The 18,257-nt window shown below is 65.6% G+C and carries 17 protein-coding genes; 10 read left to right on the top strand and 7 right to left on the bottom strand.

What is annotated here, in order from left to right:
* Window positions 1-5 precede the first annotated feature (5 nt).
* The 6 genes from VOI18_RS13405 (at window position 6) to VOI18_RS13380 (ending at window position 6,714) form a co-directional block, all read left to right on the top strand.
* On the top strand, window positions 6-1,439 hold the full coding sequence (locus VOI18_RS13405) for a HAMP domain-containing sensor histidine kinase (RefSeq protein ID WP_323762921.1): 1,434 nt from the start codon (window positions 6-8) through the stop codon (window positions 1,437-1,439).
* A gap of 79 nt (window positions 1,440-1,518) precedes the next feature.
* Complete coding sequence (locus VOI18_RS13400) at window positions 1,519-4,404, top strand: bifunctional [glutamine synthetase] adenylyltransferase/[glutamine synthetase]-adenylyl-L-tyrosine phosphorylase (RefSeq protein ID WP_323762920.1); 2,886 nt, start codon at window positions 1,519-1,521, stop codon at window positions 4,402-4,404.
* A 72-nt stretch (window positions 4,405-4,476) separates the two neighbouring features.
* Complete coding sequence (locus tag VOI18_RS13395; protein ID WP_323762919.1) at window positions 4,477-5,073, top strand: hypothetical protein; 597 nt, start codon at window positions 4,477-4,479, stop codon at window positions 5,071-5,073.
* Window positions 5,074-5,102: 29 nt separating this feature from the next.
* Window positions 5,103-5,780, top strand: a complete 678-nt coding sequence (locus VOI18_RS13390; RefSeq protein ID WP_323762918.1) for an RNA polymerase sigma factor — start codon at window positions 5,103-5,105, stop codon at window positions 5,778-5,780.
* On the top strand, window positions 5,780-6,187 hold the full coding sequence (locus tag VOI18_RS13385; protein WP_323762917.1) for a hypothetical protein: 408 nt from the start codon (window positions 5,780-5,782) through the stop codon (window positions 6,185-6,187). The genes VOI18_RS13390 and VOI18_RS13385 overlap by 1 nt, the downstream gene beginning before the upstream one ends.
* Window positions 6,184-6,714 (top strand): periplasmic heavy metal sensor, encoded by a 531-nt coding sequence (locus VOI18_RS13380; protein ID WP_323762916.1) that lies wholly within the window; start codon window positions 6,184-6,186, stop codon window positions 6,712-6,714. The genes VOI18_RS13385 and VOI18_RS13380 overlap by 4 nt, the downstream gene beginning before the upstream one ends.
* Window positions 6,715-6,720: 6 nt before the next feature.
* Here VOI18_RS13380 and VOI18_RS13375 read toward each other — a convergent pair whose 3' ends face one another.
* The 4 genes from VOI18_RS13375 to VOI18_RS13360 all read right to left on the bottom strand — a co-directional run bounded on the left by VOI18_RS13375 (window position 6,721) and on the right by VOI18_RS13360 (window position 12,299).
* Window positions 6,721-9,453: an ATP-binding protein gene (locus tag VOI18_RS13375; RefSeq protein ID WP_323762915.1), complete on the bottom strand. Its 2,733-nt coding sequence runs from the start codon at window positions 9,451-9,453 to the stop codon at window positions 6,721-6,723.
* 80 nt (window positions 9,454-9,533) lie between these two features.
* Complete coding sequence (locus VOI18_RS13370; RefSeq protein ID WP_323762914.1) at window positions 9,534-10,085, bottom strand: response regulator; 552 nt, start codon at window positions 10,083-10,085, stop codon at window positions 9,534-9,536.
* Between the two features lie 20 nt (window positions 10,086-10,105).
* Complete coding sequence (locus tag VOI18_RS13365) at window positions 10,106-11,671, bottom strand: EAL domain-containing protein (RefSeq protein WP_323762913.1); 1,566 nt, start codon at window positions 11,669-11,671, stop codon at window positions 10,106-10,108.
* A 76-nt stretch (window positions 11,672-11,747) separates the two neighbouring features.
* Window positions 11,748-12,299, bottom strand: coding sequence for a hypothetical protein (locus VOI18_RS13360; protein ID WP_323762912.1), 552 nt, complete (start codon window positions 12,297-12,299; stop codon window positions 11,748-11,750).
* Window positions 12,300-12,429: 130 nt separating this feature from the next.
* Here VOI18_RS13360 and dusA point away from each other — a divergent pair, with 130 nt between their 5' ends.
* On the top strand, window positions 12,430-13,425 hold the full coding sequence (gene dusA, locus VOI18_RS13355) for a tRNA dihydrouridine(20/20a) synthase DusA (RefSeq protein ID WP_323762911.1): 996 nt from the start codon (window positions 12,430-12,432) through the stop codon (window positions 13,423-13,425).
* Window positions 13,426-14,244: a sulfite exporter TauE/SafE family protein gene (locus tag VOI18_RS13350; RefSeq protein ID WP_323762910.1), complete on the top strand. Its 819-nt coding sequence runs from the start codon at window positions 13,426-13,428 to the stop codon at window positions 14,242-14,244.
* Here VOI18_RS13350 and VOI18_RS13345 read toward each other — a convergent pair.
* A complete protein-coding gene (locus tag VOI18_RS13345) occupies window positions 14,241-14,975 on the bottom strand; it encodes a retropepsin-like aspartic protease family protein (protein WP_323762909.1) in 735 nt (244 codons plus the stop codon). The genes VOI18_RS13350 and VOI18_RS13345 overlap by 4 nt on opposite strands.
* Window positions 14,972-15,199, bottom strand: a complete 228-nt coding sequence (locus VOI18_RS13340; RefSeq protein WP_323762908.1) for a DUF1289 domain-containing protein — start codon at window positions 15,197-15,199, stop codon at window positions 14,972-14,974. Before VOI18_RS13340 ends, VOI18_RS13345 begins: the two co-directional genes overlap by 4 nt.
* Window positions 15,200-15,294: 95 nt before the next feature.
* Between VOI18_RS13340 and VOI18_RS13335 the strand changes: the two genes are divergently transcribed.
* Window positions 15,295-16,575: a NupC/NupG family nucleoside CNT transporter gene (locus VOI18_RS13335; RefSeq protein ID WP_323762907.1), complete on the top strand. Its 1,281-nt coding sequence runs from the start codon at window positions 15,295-15,297 to the stop codon at window positions 16,573-16,575.
* A 10-nt stretch (window positions 16,576-16,585) separates the two neighbouring features.
* Complete coding sequence (locus VOI18_RS13330) at window positions 16,586-17,005, top strand: hypothetical protein (RefSeq protein WP_323762906.1); 420 nt, start codon at window positions 16,586-16,588, stop codon at window positions 17,003-17,005.
* 503 nt (window positions 17,006-17,508) lie between these two features.
* Here the strand turns inward: VOI18_RS13330 and VOI18_RS13325 are convergent.
* On the bottom strand, window positions 17,509-18,231 hold the full coding sequence (locus VOI18_RS13325; protein WP_323762905.1) for an acyltransferase: 723 nt from the start codon (window positions 18,229-18,231) through the stop codon (window positions 17,509-17,511).
* Window positions 18,232-18,257 lie beyond the last annotated feature (26 nt).

Here is an 18,257-nt window from a genome sequence, read left to right as displayed (position 1 = left end):
CCGGCATGACGGCGCGCGGTGCCGCCTTTCTCAGGACAACGGCCTTCCGGCAGACGCTTCTGTCGGCGGCCCTGTTCGCCCTGTCGAGCTTCGTTACGCTGGGCTTTGTCTATGCGGCGTCGGCCGGCATGGTGCTGCGCCGTGCCGACATGTCGATCAACGAGGAAGTCGTCGCCCTTGATGCCAGCTTCCAGGCGGGCGGGATCCGGACCGTCAATCGCTACATCCTGGAACGGACCGTCGGCGGCGGTGCCGATTATCTCTATCTGCTCGTGCATCCGACCGGGCGCAGCCTGTCCGGCAATCTGACCTATCTGCCCGATGTCCAGCCCGATGATGAGGGCCGGGTCCAGTTCACCTATAGACGTCCGGCCGCCGGTGACAATGATGGCGAGGACGGCAAGGACGACCGCACCGCACGCGGCCGCATCATCGAACTGCCCTCGGGCTACCGGCTTTATGTCGGTCTCGACGTGGATGAGGAAACACGCCTCATCTCGCGCATGCTCAACACCATCCTGGCGGCCTCGGCGCTGGCACTGGCGCTGGGTGTCGCGACCGGGATTTTCGTCAGCCGACGTTTCGTGCGCCGTCTCGACCGGATCAATACCGTCGCCCGGCGGGTCAAGGCGGGTGACTTGCAACCGCGGGCACCGCGCAATTTCACCGGCGATGAGCTGGACGAATTGTCCGAGAACTTCAACAACATGCTCGACCGGGTTGAGGCGCTGATGCACCGCATGCGCCACACCGGTGACAGTATCGCCCACGATTTGCGAACCCCGCTGACCCGCATGCGCAACCGCCTCGACGAGGCCCTGCGCGACGATGCGGACCCCGGCTCGCGCGAACAGGCGCTGGAGCGCGCCGTCGCCGACACTGACGAGCTGCTGGGCATTTTCAACGCCATCCTGTCGCTGTCGCGCCTGGAGGCGGGCGAAAGCCGGGCCTCGATCCAGCGCCTCGATCCAGCCGACATTGCCGCCGACCTGGCCGAGCTCTACGAGCCGGTCTGCGAGGACGAGGGACTGGCCTTCAACAGCGAAATCCAGGCCGGCCTGTCGATGTTGGGCGATCGGGGCCTGCTGTCCCAGGCGCTCGCCAATATTCTCGACAATGCGGTCAAATACACCCCGGCCGGCGAGGCCGTGACGCTGCGCCTGCGCGAGACCGGGGACGGCCGGATCGAGTTCTCGGTCACCGATACCGGGCCGGGTATTCCGGCCGCCGACCGGGATCGTGTGACCCAGCGTTTCGTGCGGCTGGACAATTCCCGGACCCAACCCGGATCGGGACTTGGACTGTCGCTCGTCCAGGCCATTGTCGATGTGCACAATGGTGAGTTCGAACTGGCCGAAGGGCCCGGCGTCGTGTCCGGTGGCCATGGCCCCGGCCTGCGCGCCTCGCTGTGCTTTCCCAAGGCGCACGCCGACAGCTAGTCGGGCCATGTGTGCCACGTCGATTTATTTCGCGCTGGAGACCTTCACCTGACGGGCGGATCGGGTCAGTTTGCGTGTCATGACAGACCCCGCCGCGACTCCGGACCGTGTACTGCCTGCGGGACTGACCGCCCTGCCAGGCCGGGCGCCGGGGGCAGCGGCGCATGTCCTCGCAGCGCTGCCGGAGGCGGTCCGTACGTCGATCAATCCGGCTGCAGGCTTTCTGGATACCGTGTTTGCGGCGGCGCCCTATCTGGCCCGGTTGGCCCAGCGCCGCCCGCAAACGCTGCAAGCCTGCATGTCGCAGACGCCGGACGCCCTGGTGGCTTCGATTGTCGCCGACCTGCACCGGGCCGCTGCCGGGGCGGCCGATATCCCGGCGCTCGATCTTGCCCTGCGTGCCGCCAAGAGCGATGCCCATCTGGTCACGGCGATGGCTGACCTGGCGGGTGTTTGGGACGTGCAGGCGGTCACCCGGGCGATGACAGGGGTGGCAGATGCTGCCCTGCAGGCGTCGCTGCATGCCCATGTCCGCTTCCAGGCGGAGCGGGGGCGTGTCCATCCTGTCGCCGACCCCGATAATCCATTGCCGGGCGTGGTGCTGCTGGCACTCGGCAAGATGGGGACCGGCGATCTCAATTATTCCTCCGATATCGATCTCGTCGCGGTCTATGACCCTGACGACCTGTCCCTGCCTGACAGCGAAGAACCACGAAAGCGCCTTCCGCGCCTGATTCAGGCGGTGGTGAAATCGCTCCAGGACGTCACCGCCGACGGCTTTGTCTTCCGGGTTGATCTGCGTCTGCGTCCGGATCCGGGAGCAACGCCGGTCATCATCTCGACCGAGGCCGCCCTCAATTACTACGAGGGGCTGGGCCAGACCTGGGAACGCGCGGCCTGGATCAAGGCCCGCGCCAGCGCCGGTGACCGCGAGGCCGCGGTCCGTTTTCTCCAGCACATGCAGCCCTTCATCTGGCGCCGCTCGCTGGACTATGCGGCCATTGACGACATCCGCGGCCTCGCCCGCCAGATCCAGACTGTCGGGCGGCGCGCCGAAATACGTCCGGCCGGGCATGACCTGAAACTGGGCCGCGGTGGCATTCGCGAGATCGAGTTCTACGCCCAGATCCCGCAGCTGGTCTTTGGTGGCCGGGACGAGCGGGTCCGTGAACCGTCGACGCTGGCGGCGCTGGAGGCGCTGGCCGGGACCGGTGCGGTTGAGCCGGACGTGGTGGCGGCCCTGTCGCGGGATTATCGCGACCTGCGCAGCTGGGAACACCGGATCCAGATGCGCCAGGATGAGCCGAGCCAGACCGTGCCGCTGGACGCAACTGACCGGGCCGATCTCGCCGCGCTGTCGGGTTTTGCCAAGGTGGCGGATTTCGAGACTGCGGTGGTAGCCTGTCTGCAACGGGTGCACGGCCATTTCTCCGACCAGTTCGAGGGTGACGAACCGCTGGCTTCGGCGGCAGGCTCGCTGATCCTGACCGGGGTCGAGCCGACACCGGACACCATCACGACATTGCAGACATTGGGTTTTTCTCAACCCGCCTCGGTCTGGGCGACGCTGAATGGTTGGGCGGGTGGCCGGGTGAGGGCGGTCAGGTCCAGTCGCGCGCGGACCCTGTTCGCCCGCATTGCGCCGCAACTGGTGGACCGCATGTCGGCGACCGGCGAGCCGGATGCAGCGATGACCCGCTTTGCCGCCTTTTTCGAAAATCTGCCCATGGGTGTGCAGCCGCTGTCGCTCCTGTCCAATGAGCCGGGACTGGCTGCCGACCTGATCGGCATCCTCACCCTGGCACCCCGCCTGGCTGCCGACCTCGCACGCCGGCCGGCCCTGCTGGACGCCATGCTCGATGACCGGTTCTCGGTCCCGTTGGCGCAGGACCCGGCGGACAGTTTCAGCAAGGTGCTCGAGGAGGCATTGGGCCGGGCCGGAGGATATGAGGACCGCCTCAATTCGGCGCGGCGCCGGGTCCGCGAAGAGCGGTTCCGGATCGGCACCCAGATCCTCAAGGGCATGGCCACGGCGCAAACCGCCGGCGCAGCCTTCTCGGCGATGGCCGATGCCAGCCTGGCGGCGATGGCCCGCGCGGCGCAGGACGAGACAGAACGCCGTTTCGGGCCCATGCCCGGTGAGGGCGTGATCCTGGGCATGGGCAAGCTGGGAGGCCGCGAGTTGGCGGCCGACAGCGATCTGGACATCATGATCATTTACGAGGGCGACGAGACCGCCCCGGCCTGGTTCGGCCGCTTTGCCACCCGCCTGATCAGCGCCCTGTCGGCCCCCACCGAAGAGGGCGAGCTCTATACGGTCGACATGCAGTTGCGGCCGTCCGGCAAGGCCGGGCCGGTCGCGGTGTCGCTGTCCCGCTTCGACAGCTATTATCCTCACGAGGCCTGGACCTGGGAGATGATGGCGCTGACACGGGCCCGCATCATTGCCGGTGACGGACCGCTCGCAACTGCCGTCGAGGCCTCGTTCGACCGCGCCCTGCGCCGACCACGCGACGCCAGGGGCGTGCGCGAGGATGCGCGCGCGATGCGCCAGAAGCTGGCCGAGGCCAAACCACCGACGTCGGGCTGGGATCTCAAGGCGCGCCCGGGCGGCCTGCAGGATATCGAGTTCATCGCCCAGACCCTGCAGCTCATTCATGCCGACAGGGAGGATGTGGTCCGGGCCTCGACCGGCGATGCACTTCAGGCCCTGGGACAGGCGGATGTCCTGCCGCCGGGCGAGGTGATGTTGCTGACCGAAACCCTGCAATTGCAGCTCGGCGTGCTGCAGATGATCCGCTGCGCCCACGGGTCCGGTTTCGATCCGTCCCAGGCAAGCAGTGGATTTGCGACCCGGCTGGCCGAGCTGGCCGGCTGCCGGAACATCGACGCGCTGGAAGCGGAGTTGGACCGGCGCATGGAGACCGTTCGGACGGTATTCGAGCGCCGGGTCGGAAAAATGTGACACAGTGGCGACGGAAAGCCGCGTCAGCCCCGTTCTATCTGTAGCGAGGCTATGAACGACAAGGACGACGTCATGAAACCTTACAAACTGATTGTACTGATGAGCACATCCTGCCTGATGCTGGCCGGGGCTGCGGCCCAGGCCCAGGGCCACGGTGGACATCACCGTGGAGAGCGGGCTGGCGGACAGGGTGGTGGCGCCGCGATGCGGGCCGTCATGATGCTGCGCGCGGCAGATGCCAATGGCGACAATTCAATCACCCGGGCCGAAGTCGATTCCCTCCAGGGCGAAATGTTTGCCTGGATGGACCGCAATGGCGACGGGTATCTCGACGAGGCTGACCAGTCCCCGGTCCGCCAGCGCCTGCGGGCCATCCATGAAGCCGAAGCCGAAGATGGTGACGGCCATGGCGGCATGCGGGGCCGTGGACAGGGCCGTCGGGGTGGTGAAGGCCGCCGCGGCGGACCGGATGGTGAAGGTCCGGGCCGGCATTTCGATGCCGACGAGGACGGCCGAATCTCCCGCGCCGAATTCCTCGGTGGTGAAAACCGCCTGTTCGAGATGCTCGATACCGACGGGGATGACGTGATCACGCCGGACGAGCTGGACGCCGCATCGGAAAGGCGTCAGGAACGCCGTGAGGAACGTCGCCGGTGGTGGCGGAACTAGCGGTTTCGCGCATGTTTGACGGACACGGCATGAAAACAGATGAACCGGCTGAAGCCGGACCCATCTCGGGCCGTGTCCGCGAACACCCGTCGGTCGGGACGTCGGCCATGGCCGACGTCCGGGCGGCGGAAGACAGGTTGATGACGCGCATCGGGGCGGGCGACCGCGACGCGGCGCGCGAGCTGATGGCAGCCAATATGAGCCGGATCATCGGCCTCGCCCGGCGCACGCTGGGTGACCCGATGGAAGCCGAGGACGTGGCCCAGGAAACCTTCCTGCGCGTCTGGAATGCGGCCGGCCGCTGGCAATCGGGTCAGGCCCGTGTGTCCAGCTGGGTGTGCCGGATTGCGCTGAACCTCTGCTACGACCGCCTGCGCAAGCGGCGGGAAGTCCTGACCGACACCCTGCCGGACCGGGCCGATGACGCGCCGGGGCAGGACGTGCGGATGGAACGGTCGGAAAGTGGCAGCCGGGTCGCCAGCGCAGTCCGGGCATTGCCGGACCGTCAGCGCCAGGCGCTCGAGCTGGTCCACTTTCAGGAGTTGAGCAATATCGAGGCGGCGGCGATCATGTCGGTGAGTGTGGACGCCCTGGAATCCCTGCTGGCGCGCGGTCGCCGCAAGCTCAAGACGGTTTTGCTGGGCGATGCGCCGGATCTGATCGCCAGCTATTCACGCGGTGGTGACACCAAGTACGGTGACGAATGATGACTGAGGAACGCTTTTACCAAATTCTCGAGGCCTATGGTGCCGATCCGGCGCATTGGCCCCCGGCCGAGCGCGATGAGGCGCAGTGCTTCGCGCAGGCGCGCCCGGATCTGGTGGCCCTGGTGATCGACGACGAGAGGGCGCTGGATGCGTTGCTGGACCGTCTGGTCGAGCCGGCGCCGGACACCGCCTTGCTCGAACGCCGCCTGCTGGCCCGCCTGCCGCGCCCGGCGCTGCCGGACTGGACCGTGCCATCGGCAGTCGCTGCCGCACTTGTTCTGGGCGTTTGCCTTGGCTTTGCCAGCGGTGCTGTGATGGGGCCGACTGACGATCTGGACGCGATCTATGCGGACGCCTTTACCGGCTATGAGCAGGATTGGGTGGACTGGCTGGGAGACGACGCATGAGACCGGCCTTGCCCTGGATCATTGCCCTTGTCGGCTCTGTGCTGATCAATGGTGCCTTGGTTGGCTATCTTGTCCATCACTCCGCCGATGGACCGCGCTGGCAATCTGAGCGCCCCTCTCCGGAGGGGGCCAATCGTCGTGGCGGGCCGGGCGGGCGCCAGGGCTTTGACCTGAGAGGCTTCGTCGAGGCGCTGCCCGAGGAGGCCCGGACCGAAGCCCGCAATCGCTTGCGGGCGACATTCTCCGAGATGCGCGGCGTTGGGTTCGAGGTCGTCGAGACCCGCCGGGAACTGAATGCGCTGCTGGTGGCAGAAGAGTTCGATGCCGAAGCTGTCGCTGACGTGATGGCTCGGATGCACGCCAGCCAGCGCGCCGTCGAGATGCGGATCGAAGCGGTTGTGCTGGAAGTGGTTGCCGGGCTGGACGCCGAAACCCGGGCCGCCGCCCTGCAGGCCGGTCGGGAGCGGATGGGTCGCCACGGACCGCCGCGTGACCGCCGCGAGGGCCCGCCACAGCCGCAGAACTAGCGCTGCCTATTCGCCGGCCGCCAGGCGCGCCGGCGTTGGGCTGTCCACGAAATCATCATCTACGTCAAAGCCGCCATCGGTCGGCAGGTCGGCGGACAGGCCGAGCGGGGCCTGGGTGTCGATACCATCGTCGGCCAGGTCGGCGTCGTCGCCAAGGGCCGCCTCTGTCACCTTGCGGATGGCATCGCGCGGGATCGGCTGGTCCTGGCTGATCGGCAGCACAATCGAGACGGTGGTGCCTTCGCCCAGGACCGAGTCGATCGACAGGGTGCCGCCGTGCAGCTCGATCAGGGATTTGGACAGGGCCAGGCCGAGGCCGGAACCCTGGAAGCTCTTGGAGTGCTGGCTTTCGATCTGCTCGAACGGGCGCCCGAGGCGGGGCAGGTCATCCTTGGCGATGCCGATGCCCGTGTCCGACACCTGGAAGGCGACACCGAGACCGGACAGGAAGCCGCGTACCGTCACCCGGCCCCCTTCCGGCGTGAATTTCACTGCGTTGGAGACCAGGTTGATCATCACCTGTTTGAAGGCCCGCGGATCGACCTCGATCTCGGGCAGGTCGGACACATCGGCGCGCAGCTTCAACCGCTTTTCCTCGGCCCGGCCGCGGACAATACGGATGCTCTGCTCGACCAGCTCGCTGGCATCGGTCGGCTCGGGTTGGAGCTGCATCTTGCCGGCTTCGATCTTCGACATGTCCAGAATGTCGTTGATCAGCTCCAGCAGGTGCCGGCCCGAGGACAGGATGTCCTTCATGTAGCCGACATAGCGATCATCGCCGAGCGGACCGAACATTTCCTGCATCATGATTTCGGAGAAACCGTTGATGGCGTTGAGGGGCGTGCGCAGTTCGTGGCTCATGTTGGCGAGGAATTCCGATTTCGAGCGATTGGCTTCCTCGGCCCGGATCTTCTCTTCCTCGTATTTCTTGGCCAGGTCGGCGATACGGGCTTGTGAGCGTTTGACGTCGTCGACGGTCTTGCGCAGCTGGGCCTCGTTCTCGGTGAGGGCGGCCTCGTGATGCTTGAGATCGGTGATGTCGGCACCGACCGAGACCAGGCCGCCATCGGCAGTCGGGCGGTCGGAATAGTGCAGCCAGCGGCCATTTGACAGCTCGATCTCGTAGGCAACCTTGCTGTCGGTGCCGCCATGGACCGTCTTGATGGCGCGGGCGGCTGCTTGCTCAACGGCCTGGTAGCTCATGCCGGGCTTGAGCATGCCATCGGTGAAGTCGAACAGGTCGCGAAACTTGCGGTTCCACAGGACCAGGCGCTGACGGCTGTCCCACAGCACGAAACTTTCCGACATCGACTCAAGCGCCGCGCGCAGGCGGTTTTCGGCCGCGGCGACCCGGGCCTGAGCGCCCTTGCGCTCGGTGATGTCGATGGCGACGCCGACGATGCGGGTATGATTGACCTCGCCGCCTGGCAGGATGCGTCCGCGCATCTGCAACCAGACCGGGGCCCGTGCCGCGAGCACTTCATGGTCCACTTCCGCACCCGCCGGCGCGCTGCGCATGGCGGCGCGCAGGCGCTCGCGATCGGGCTTGGAGAAGAGTTGCAGGAATTGCTGGCCGGTACATTCCGTCGCCGCCTCAAGGCCGAGAATGCGGGCGAGGCTGTCGGTGACAAAAACGGTGTCGGCCTCCGGATTCCAGTCCCATACACCACAGCGGGCGCCTTCGATGGCGACGCGGAAGCGCTGCTCGTTGTCCTCGAGCTGCTGCCGGGTCGAGCGCAGGCGGCCCATCTGCATGAACACCAGCGCACACAGTCCCAACGCCACAAAGATCGGCGCGATGAACATCAGGCCGTAAAACGAGATCGTGCGGTACCAGGCGCTCTGGTTGATCCGCATCGCGCCAAGCGCGTAGACGCGCAATTCGGTGCCGGCGATGGGCGCCACGGCGAACGTCACGCGCTCCTCGCCAAAGCGGGCGTCGGATGTGGCACCGCCTCCACCCGCGGTCAGGGTGTCGATGAAACCGGGCTGCAGGCCAAAGCGTTCGGCGAGTTGCGTGCCTGGACGGGCGCTGGGCATGCGCGGCCGGATTGCCAGCATCCCGCCCTGTGCGTCGGCGAGGGCGACCACGCGGTCATCTCCCCAATCCGGCAGGGCCGTTTCGGGGCTCAGCCGCGCGACGAACGCGCCGACCGTCCCATCGCTCAGCGGTGTCGGGACGGCGAGGACCAGATGGGCCGAATTGCCGGTGACCTGGGCGGTCAGTCCGGACGGGGCGTCCAGGGCGGCGCCGGCCAGCTCGCGCAACCCGTCCGCCGGAGCGCCTTCGGAGACGACTTGCCCGCCGGGCAGGAGGAGGGCGACATCGGTCACCAGCTCTGAACCATTGATGGCGGCGAGGCGCGCCCGCGCCAGTTCTTCGACAGACCGTGGCGTCGCTTCGCGCAGGTCCGCGGCGGCAAAGGCCAGCGCGTAGCGGGCCTCGGCGATGCGGGCGGTCACCCGTTCGGCCAGATAGCCGGCCGCATTGGCCTGCGATCGCTCGGCCTCGGTGATCAGGATTTCGCGCTCCTGCTGGATCTTGACCAGCAGGATGCCGCCATAGGCCAGCGTGAACAGCACCATGGCCAGAATGATCCAGGTTGCGCCACTGCCGCGCTTCTTGACGGGTTTGTCCGGATCCGGAGAGCGGTCGCGGGTCGGCGATCCCCGGGACGGGGATTGCGGCGCCCTGTCCGTGGCCGCCTGGGCCTTGGACGGGCGTTGATCGAACCGCATCTGATTCATCGTCTCAAACTAAGGTGCATTGAGGGCCGGTGTCGACCTGTCAACGCGGGCTATCAATCGACCTGGCCGGCTCAGCCGGTGTCAGCGCCCGGGCTTTCGTCCGTTGCTTCCAGATCGGCGCTGACCTTCTGCCGCGACTTGCGGCGTTCGGTGCCCTTGTAGGACCCGGAATCGGGATCGGCACGACGGCGATCCGGGCCGAAATAGGATTTGTTGCGGATGAAGGGGCGGGGCTCGTTGATCACCGAGGCGATCTTCGCGAACATCTCCTTCGCCGTCACCGGTTTGCAGCAGAATTCGGTTACGCCTGCATCGCGTGCCGACATGACCTTGGACTTCTCGGAATAGGCACTCAGCATGATGATCGGCACCAGCGGATTGGGGCTGTCATCGGCGGTCCGCACAAGACGGACGAAATCGAGCCCGTCCAGGATTTCCATCTGGTAGTCGGTGATGATGATGTCGACGGCGTCCGAACGGACCATGTCGAATGCGTCTGCCGGGTCTTTCGACTCGAAGATCTGCTTGATGCCAAAGCCGTGCAAAATGGTGCGCAGGATCGTCAGCATGTAGCCGTTATCGTCAACGATCAGAATTCGCACACGGCTGAAATCAACGGCCATGGTCTGCCTACCTTGTTGGGTTACGCCGCCCGGGACGCATGCTTTTTCGGGCTTTTCAGAGAGTTTAGCGGCGCAGGCTTACCGAAATAGTAACCCTGCCCGTAGGTCGCACCCATCGCCTTTAGAGCCTTGGCCTGGGCCTCGGTCTCGATCATTTCGGCGACCGTCTCCGCTCCCACGCTGCGGCAGACATTGATCATGCCTTTCAACAAGGTGGCATCACGCTTGGAGGCCTCGAAGCGCTTGATGTAGGAACCGTCAATCTTGACCACATCGGCCGGGAAGTCGCGCAGGTAGTGGAAGCCGGCAGCGCCGGCGCCGAAATCATCCAGGCACACCTTGTGGCCGCGTTCGCGGATTTTCTGGATGATCGCCGTGGCGGCCTTGATATTGCTGATGGTCGCGGTTTCAGTCAGTTCGAAGCTCAATCGTTTCCGGTCGATCTTGAGGTCGGCGAGCAGGGCCAGGAAGCGCTTGCCCCAGGCCATGTTGGTCAGTGACTTGCCAGACAGGTTCACCGCCAGTGACGGGCGGTCGTAATCGTCGCGCAGGAAAGCGGCGGCGATTTCGGTCATGGCGTAGTCGATTTCGTAGATCAGACCGGTGCTTTCAGCGAAGCCGACACTGTCCTGGACCGGCTTGCCGTCCGGCAGTCGCAGCAGCAGCTCATAGTGATGGGTTTCACCGGTTTCCAGATTGACCACTGGTTGGGCGTGCGGCTCGATGACCCGGCCGGCAATCGTCGTACGAAGCTCGGTCAGCCGGCGTTCGTTGTCGCGCATCATGGTCTCGGCGACTTCCTGCAGGCTGGCCACGTCCAGTACGCGGTCACTCTGGGCGGCCTCGTTCATGGCGTAGACAAAGGCCTGAACCGCCACGCCCGGTTCGAGGTCTGGCGCATCGCAAACCGAGTCGATCGTGACCTCGAACGAGTCGAGACCGGAATCCGCCAGCGAACCCTCGACTTCGGCCCGAAGCTTGGCCAGGTCGACAGTGCGGTCGTGGATCAGCGCGGTGCGTTCCTCGTCGACCTGACGGGCAACGCCCTCATCGCCAACCGCCAGGGCACAGGACGCTGCGATGGATTGATAGATTCCCGATGCGCGCGCTTCGCCGACCAGGCGCTCCAGTGGTTCTCCGGCGTCCACCCGCAACACCGACATGGCCATGTCGACGCCCGCCGAGCGGGCTTTTTCGATTGAACGTGCGGCACTGCGCTCGAACGCCTGCGGGTCGAGTTCTTCAGGCGCGTCAACAGCCTCGTAGGACAGACTCCAGCGGATGCGGTCATCATCGCCCAGCATCCAGCCACTCAACCGGCACTCGCGGCCACCAATGGCGATGCGGACCGGGCCCAGCCGGCGACCCGGCTTGAGGCGATGCATGATGGCCTGGAAAACAGGTCGCGAGGTGCGGTCGAAGCGTTTGGCCAGGTCTTCACCAGCGCCGGTCAGTTGCGGTTCACCCAGTGTGGCGACGGCGCCGGCGGCGTAGGTCACGCTGCCCTTGCTGTCCGTCTCGACAAGGATATCCGCTGACGCGAAGGCGAAGGACAAGAAGCGGTTTCGTTGCTCGACGAGTGACATGAGCATTCCAATCGTGTGCACAGGTCGGCGAGTGTCGCCCGGCAATCGTTAGAACGCCCTTAAAATCCGCGAAGGGTCAGGCGGCCCGCGACCGGGCGCTGTTGCCGGAGGTGGCGGGCCTGGTATTGATGTCCCTGAGCACACGCTCGGCGCTGCGCGACAGTTCGGCTAGGGCCGGCGGCAGATCGACATCCTCGCTGGCCAGTGCGGCCAGTTGCTCTGCGATCTCGAGCAGGCGCGGACTGTTGGCCAGAAGGCGGCCCTGCGCTTCGATCCGGTGCGGCGCGCGATCATATTCGGCGGCCGGCACACGCCAGCCACCCCAGTCCATCGCCTCGGTGACAACGACGGGGAATGTGCCGGGGAAGGGATGCCCGGCACATTCCTCGAGGGTCTGCCATTTGTTCTTTGCGCGCAGTACGCGCCAGTGACCGGCCTCGACATGGTCGGCCTGCTCGGCGGAGAGTTCGTCGGCGGTGAAGTCCCGTCCCAGGCCGCAATCATAGGCGACCCGGATCGGTTCCTCGACATCCTTCACCCAATGGGGCTTGACCTCCTCGACCAGGGCCCAGGTCCCGACCGGGCCGACAAAGACCCGTTGATGCTTGTGAAAGACTGCTTTCGCCATGTCATGACTCCCTCGCCAGCCTTACCCAAGCATGTCCGCGTTTAAACCGGGTGAACGGAACCGGTCGGATTTGAGTGATTGCAATCAAGCCGCGTTGCCCGGCAGGCCTGCACAGGCTATGTCGCGCCCCATGACGTCGCACTCTGCCTTTTCCCGCCGCCTGTCGGTGGCGCCGATGATGGACTGGACCGACCGGCATTGCCGGGCCTTTCACCGTGTCCTGACCCGGCATGCCCTCCTCTATACCGAGATGGCGGTCGACAAGGCGATCATCCATGGGGACACGGACCGGCTGATCGGATTTGACGCCGCTGAACATCCCGTCGCCATCCAGCTGGGCGGGTCCGACCCGGGTGAGCTGGCACAGGCCGCGAAGACGGCCGAAGGCTTCGGCTATTGCGAGATCAATCTGAATGTGGGTTGCCCGTCCGACCGGGTCCAGTCGGGCCGCTTTGGTGCCTGTTTGATGCAGGAGCCCGACCTGGTCGCCGATTGTGTCGCGGCGATGCAGGACGCGGTGTCCGTGCCGGTGACGGTGAAATGCCGGATCGGTGTCGATGACCAAGAACCCGAGCAGGCGTTGTTCTCCCTGGTCGACACGGTCGCGGCGCGCGGTGTGACCAGCTTTGCCGTCCATGCCCGCAAGGCGTGGCTGAAAGGGTTGAGCCCGAAGGAAAACCGCTCGGTGCCGCCGCTGGACTATGCGCTGGTGCACCGGCTCAAGGCCGAGCGCCCCGATCTGGAAATCATCCTCAATGGCGGCCTGGAGGATCTCGATCACGCGATTGCGCAGAGCGCCGGGCTCGACGGTGCCATGATCGGTCGTGCCGCCTATCACACACCGTGGATCCTGGCCCGCGTCGACAGTGCGGTGTTTGGTGAGACCGATCCGGTCGCCACCCGCTCCCAGGCGCTGGCTGCCTTCCGACCCTATATGGCGGCCTGTCTGGAAGGCGGCGGCCGCCTGCACGACATCACCCGTCACATGATGGGGCTTTTTGCTGGAGAGCCGGGTGCCCGCCAATGGCGTCGCATCCTCTCGGAAAAGGCCACACGCGCCGGCGCCGGGCTGGATGTGTTGGACGAAGCACAAGCGGCCGTGTCGCCGCGGGACGAGGCGGCCTGAATGACCGATATCTGGATCCTGGTGCTGGCGATGGCGGCGACCGGCGCCTTTGCCGGCCTGATCGCCGGCCTGTTCGGTATTGGCGGCGGTATCGTCATGGTGCCGGCCATGTATTTCGCCTTCCAGTTCCTGGGCCATGACGATCCGCGCGTGATGCAGGTTGCGGTCGGCACCTCCCTCGCTGTGATCATCGCGACCTCGGCGCGATCGGTCGCCGCCCACGCCAAACGCGGCGCCGTCGACTTTGCCGTGCTGAAGGGCTGGGCGCCGTGGATTGTCATCGGTACCCTGGCCGGCTCTGTGATCGCCCACCTGTTGCCCGGCAATTTCCTGACCGGGCTGTTCGGCGTGACGGCGATTCTCCTGTCGGCGCAGTTCTTTTTCGGCCGGCCTGACTGGCGGCTGGCAGACGACATGCCCGTAGGTCCGCTGCGCTGGGGGCTGGGCGGTCTGATCGGTATCCTCTCGGCGTTGATGGGGATTGGTGGCGGCGTGTTCGGCGTCACCCTGATGACCCTGTGCGGCAAGCCGATCCACAAGGCCGTCGCCACCGCTGCCGGTTTCGGCGTCGCTATCGGTCTGCCCGGCGCGATCGGTTTTGTGCTCAATGGCTGGGGCCAGGACGCGGTGCCATACTCGTTGGGCTATGTGAACGGGCCCGGCTTTGCGCTGCTGGCCGGCAGCGCCTTCTTCGTGGCGCCGCTCGGAGCAAAGTTGGCGCATGCCCTGCCAGAGAAGACCCTGAAGCGCTGCTTCGCGGTTGGCCTTGTGGTGGTCGGTGCGATGCTGGTCCGCGAAGCCTGGCTGGTGGCCAGCTAGTTCGAGCGCAGGATCAGCTGGTCGCGACGGATCTCGATCGACTCGAAACGCTCCAGCACGGTCATGCCCAGCAGCGACTGGTCGCCGCCATTCATCACCAGTGCAGGCACCGAATCAAAGCTGCGGCCGGGCAGGGTGAGCGAGCGAATTTCGACGGGCGCGGCCATCGACAGGCCCGCCGCGGTGGAGGTCCGGATCGTGTAGTCCAGCTGGTCCGTGCGGATGCCGATATGGCGGGCGTCGGCCAGGCTGAGCGCGACGCCGGTGGCACCGGTATCGATCATGAAGGTGATCTCGGCGCCGTTGATCTCGCTGTTGATGTAGAAATGTCCGTCGAACTGCCGTTCCAGCACGATCGCGCCATCGCTGAGCTGCACACCCAGCCCGCTGCTGGTCGAACTGCCCGGCGCGGCCGGAGCAGCACCCCACAGCTCCTGATACTGCCAGTCGGCATAGTCCCGGTTGAGAATGTTGATCGCGACCGCGGCGATGCCGATCGACAACCAGGCGACCAGATTGCGATGCCGCCTGCCGTCCGGCGACAGGGCAGAACCGGCCAGCGCCAGACCGAGCAGGGCCAGAACCGTACCGATGAAGATCGTCTTGATCAGCGGCGCGATGTCGGCCCAGAGCGGCCAGCTCACCAGACGCAGGCCCAGAAGGGCTATCCCCAGGGCGAGGGCGGGCACGGCGATGCGTGTCGCGATCTGGCGCACAAGCGTCCCACTCATGGCTGACCTGTTCCCTGACGCGCGGCCCGCGCCGCCTGATAGGCTGTCTCGCGCGCCGGAAGCTGGGCTATCACGGCGTCGCGTTCCTCGTCGCTGTAGCGAGTCCAGCGCCCCAGTTCTTCCATCGTACGAAAGCAGCCGACACATAATTGTGCCTTCGGATCAACGAAACACACCTGCACGCAGGGGGTCCTGACCGGTGGTTTGACGGGCGGCACACTCATGCAGCGCAGCATTTCGCGGGCGGCGCGTTGTGGCAAGAGGTTGCAGCGGTCCGGTCGGGCGGAATATGGTCCCGCTTTGACCGGCGGGGACTTTCATGGACGATCTTTTGTTGCAGGGCCGCAGCTTTGCGGGCCTGTTTCTTCTGGCCGGCATTGCCTGGCTCCTCGGGCCGCGCAAGAAACTGCCGATCGTCCTGCTGATCGGCGCCATCGCGCTCCAGCTGGTAATCGCCTCCCTGCTCTACACCGTCGCGCCGTTTCGCGCCTTCCTGCAATCGCTGACCGGCGTCGTCGCCGTGCTGCAGGCGGTGACCAATGAGGGGGCGCAATTCGTGTTCGGCTATCTCGCTGGCGGCACCATGCCGTTCGAGATCAATCCGGACGCGGCGGGCGGGACGTTTCTGTTCGCATTTCAGGCCCTGCCGATGGTCATCGTGCTCTCAGCCCTGTCGGCCCTGTTGTGGCGCTGGCGGGTGCTGGAAGTGTTGGTGCGCGGCTTTGCCTTTGCTTTCCAGCGCCTCTTGAACCTGTCCGGCTCGGCCAGCCTCGGCGCCGCGGCCAATATCTTCCTCGGCATGACCGAGAGCCCGGTGCTGATCCGGCCGCGCCTGCCCGACATGAGCCGCTCCGACCTGTTCCTGATCATGACCGTCGGTTTTTCCACCGTCGCCGGCTCGGTGATGGCGCTCTATGTGTCCCAGCTTTCCGGCATTATCGACGGCGCAGCCGGACACATCTTCACCGCCTCGCTGATCTCGGTCCCCGCTGCGGTCCTCCTCTCGCGTCTGATGATGCCGGCCGAGGCGATGACGCCTGAAGTCGAGGCCAAGGAAAAAGTCCCGACCCAGATCTACCACTCCTCTATGGACGCGCTCACCACCGGCGTCTCGGACGGGATGCGGCTCTATTTCAACATCATTTTCATGCTGCTGGTCTTCACGGCGCTGGTTGCCCTGCTCAACGTCATGCTGGGCCTGGCCCCCGACATGTTCGGCGCCCCGCTCTCGGTCGACCGTATCCTGGGCTGGTTGTTCGCCCCCATCGTCTGGCTGGCTGGCGTGCCGTGGTCGGAAACGACCCAGGCCGGCTCCCTGATGGGCCTGAAGACGGCGCTCAACGAGGTCTACGCCTATGACCGCCTGGCCCAGATCGGCGACGAACTCTCCCCGCGCACCAGCCTGATCATGACTTACGCGCTGTGTGGTTTTGCCAATTTTTCCAGCGTCGGGATCTTGACTGGCGGCCTCGTCGCGATTGCGCCGTCGAGGCGTGAGGACATCCTCCAGCTGGCCCCCAAGGCGCTGATCTCCGGCACGCTGGCGACGCTGATGACCGGCGCCGCGATTGGCGTGCTGCCGCAGGGATTGTTCGGGTAGGGGGCCAGGGGTGGTCGTCCTGAAGGAAAGTTGGGCCCACAAGGTAACCGACTGGGCCGCACTTGCATCCTTGCTCGCGTTCATGGGCTACGGATTCTGGCTATCAATCGCACCCGATGCCGAAGCGTCTGTGTGGAGCAGCGGCGCTCGGCTGCTGCCGGGTTTCATGATCGCCTCGCTGGTGCTGGCCGTTCGGTACGGAAGTGTCGTTCGACGTGAAATCATCGTTGATACGCATGAGATTGTCCTGAAGGACCGGATCCCCGCGATCAGCCTGAAACGCGCGGAAGTGTGTGACGTCGAAGTGGCCGATACGGGCGATGCGGTTTGCATCGGACTGAATGATCGACCGCTCGTTCGAGTTCGCGCCACGCCATTCCAGCTGACGCCAGCCGAACTCAAGATTTGGCTCGCTTCGAACCCCGGCTAGAAACCCTCGTCTTCGCTGTGTCGCTTACGGCGCGGACCGGTCCTTGTATACCTTGTCAGCCAGCGCGCCGTATCCGGGTCTTGAGGTCAAGGGCGCTGCAAGCGCCGCTTCGCGGTTCCACCCTTGAGCTGAAAAACCGGATACGGCGAACTCTCGGCATGGAATGTATGGACGGGTTCGCGCCGGCGCGGCGCAATCCTCGCAGATCAAAGCTCATTTCTCCTGGCCGCAGCCCCGCAAAAGCGGGGCGGAGAGCCGGGACCGACGAGACCGTCCGACGAGCGATGAGTCTCTCGTCGGTCCCGGATGGCGCTGTGCGCCTCCGGGGAAATTGGATTGCTCGGTAGAGGTCCTTCCCCTTGATGGGGAAGGTGCCCCGAAGGGGCGGATGGGGTGAAACGTGCCAGCGTTCTTGCCGCTACCGTCCGTCACCCACTCCGTCTGGCCGCTGGCGCGTCCAGCCACTTCGCCCATCAAGGGCGAGGACTTGCTCTCGATCTTCCTCAATCCCCCCGCGCCGGCCAGAGCCGACTTCTCAGCCACCCAATCGTCGAATTCCCCGCCAGGGACTGCCGGTAGGCGGTGTCCATGAAACGGTCCAACCCTTCGGCATCGGCGAACAGGTCGGAGCGGGTTTTCATCGGGGCGTCGGGGTCGATGCGTTTGATGACCTTCGCCGGATTGCCGGCGACGATGGTCCACGGCTCGACGTCCCGGGTCACCACCGAGCGCGCGCCGACGACGGAATGGTCGCCAATGGTCACGCCCTTGCCGACAAAGGCGCCATCGCCGATCCAGACATTCCTGCCCAGCCTGACCGGCTTGAACTCTGGCTGCGGGTCGACCCGGTCATGGATGGAGTGCCAGTCGCAATCGGTGATCGTCACCTTGTTGGCGATCAGGCAGGCATCGCCGATCTCGATCTGGCCGGCGGCGAGGATGCGTGTTCCGGGAGCCAGGAAGACGTGATCGCCCAGCGATATCCGCCCGGCCTGGGTCTGCGGGGCCCAGACAGTGAGCCGGACCTGGTCGGCCTTGTTGGCGATGACATGGAGATAGTCGCCGACGGTGATGTTGGGACCGAAGACCTCAATCGCCCAGGGCTGGACGATCTTGGGTTCCCTGCCGACTTCAGCAAAATGCGGCCAGACGAAATGGCGCGCCCAGGCGTTCTCGAAGCGCTCCCAGGCCTGATGCATCCAATAGGGGCGGTGGTCGCGGCGCATGCGGGCCTCTGGCGTCACTGCGCCGA

It is taken from the genome of Maricaulis sp. (genome assembly GCF_034670125.1).
In the GTDB taxonomy this organism is placed as follows: Bacteria; Pseudomonadota; Alphaproteobacteria; order Caulobacterales; family Maricaulaceae; genus Maricaulis.
The sequence above is the reverse complement of the archived record's forward strand: the minus strand, read 5'-3'. Positions and strand labels throughout refer to the sequence as shown.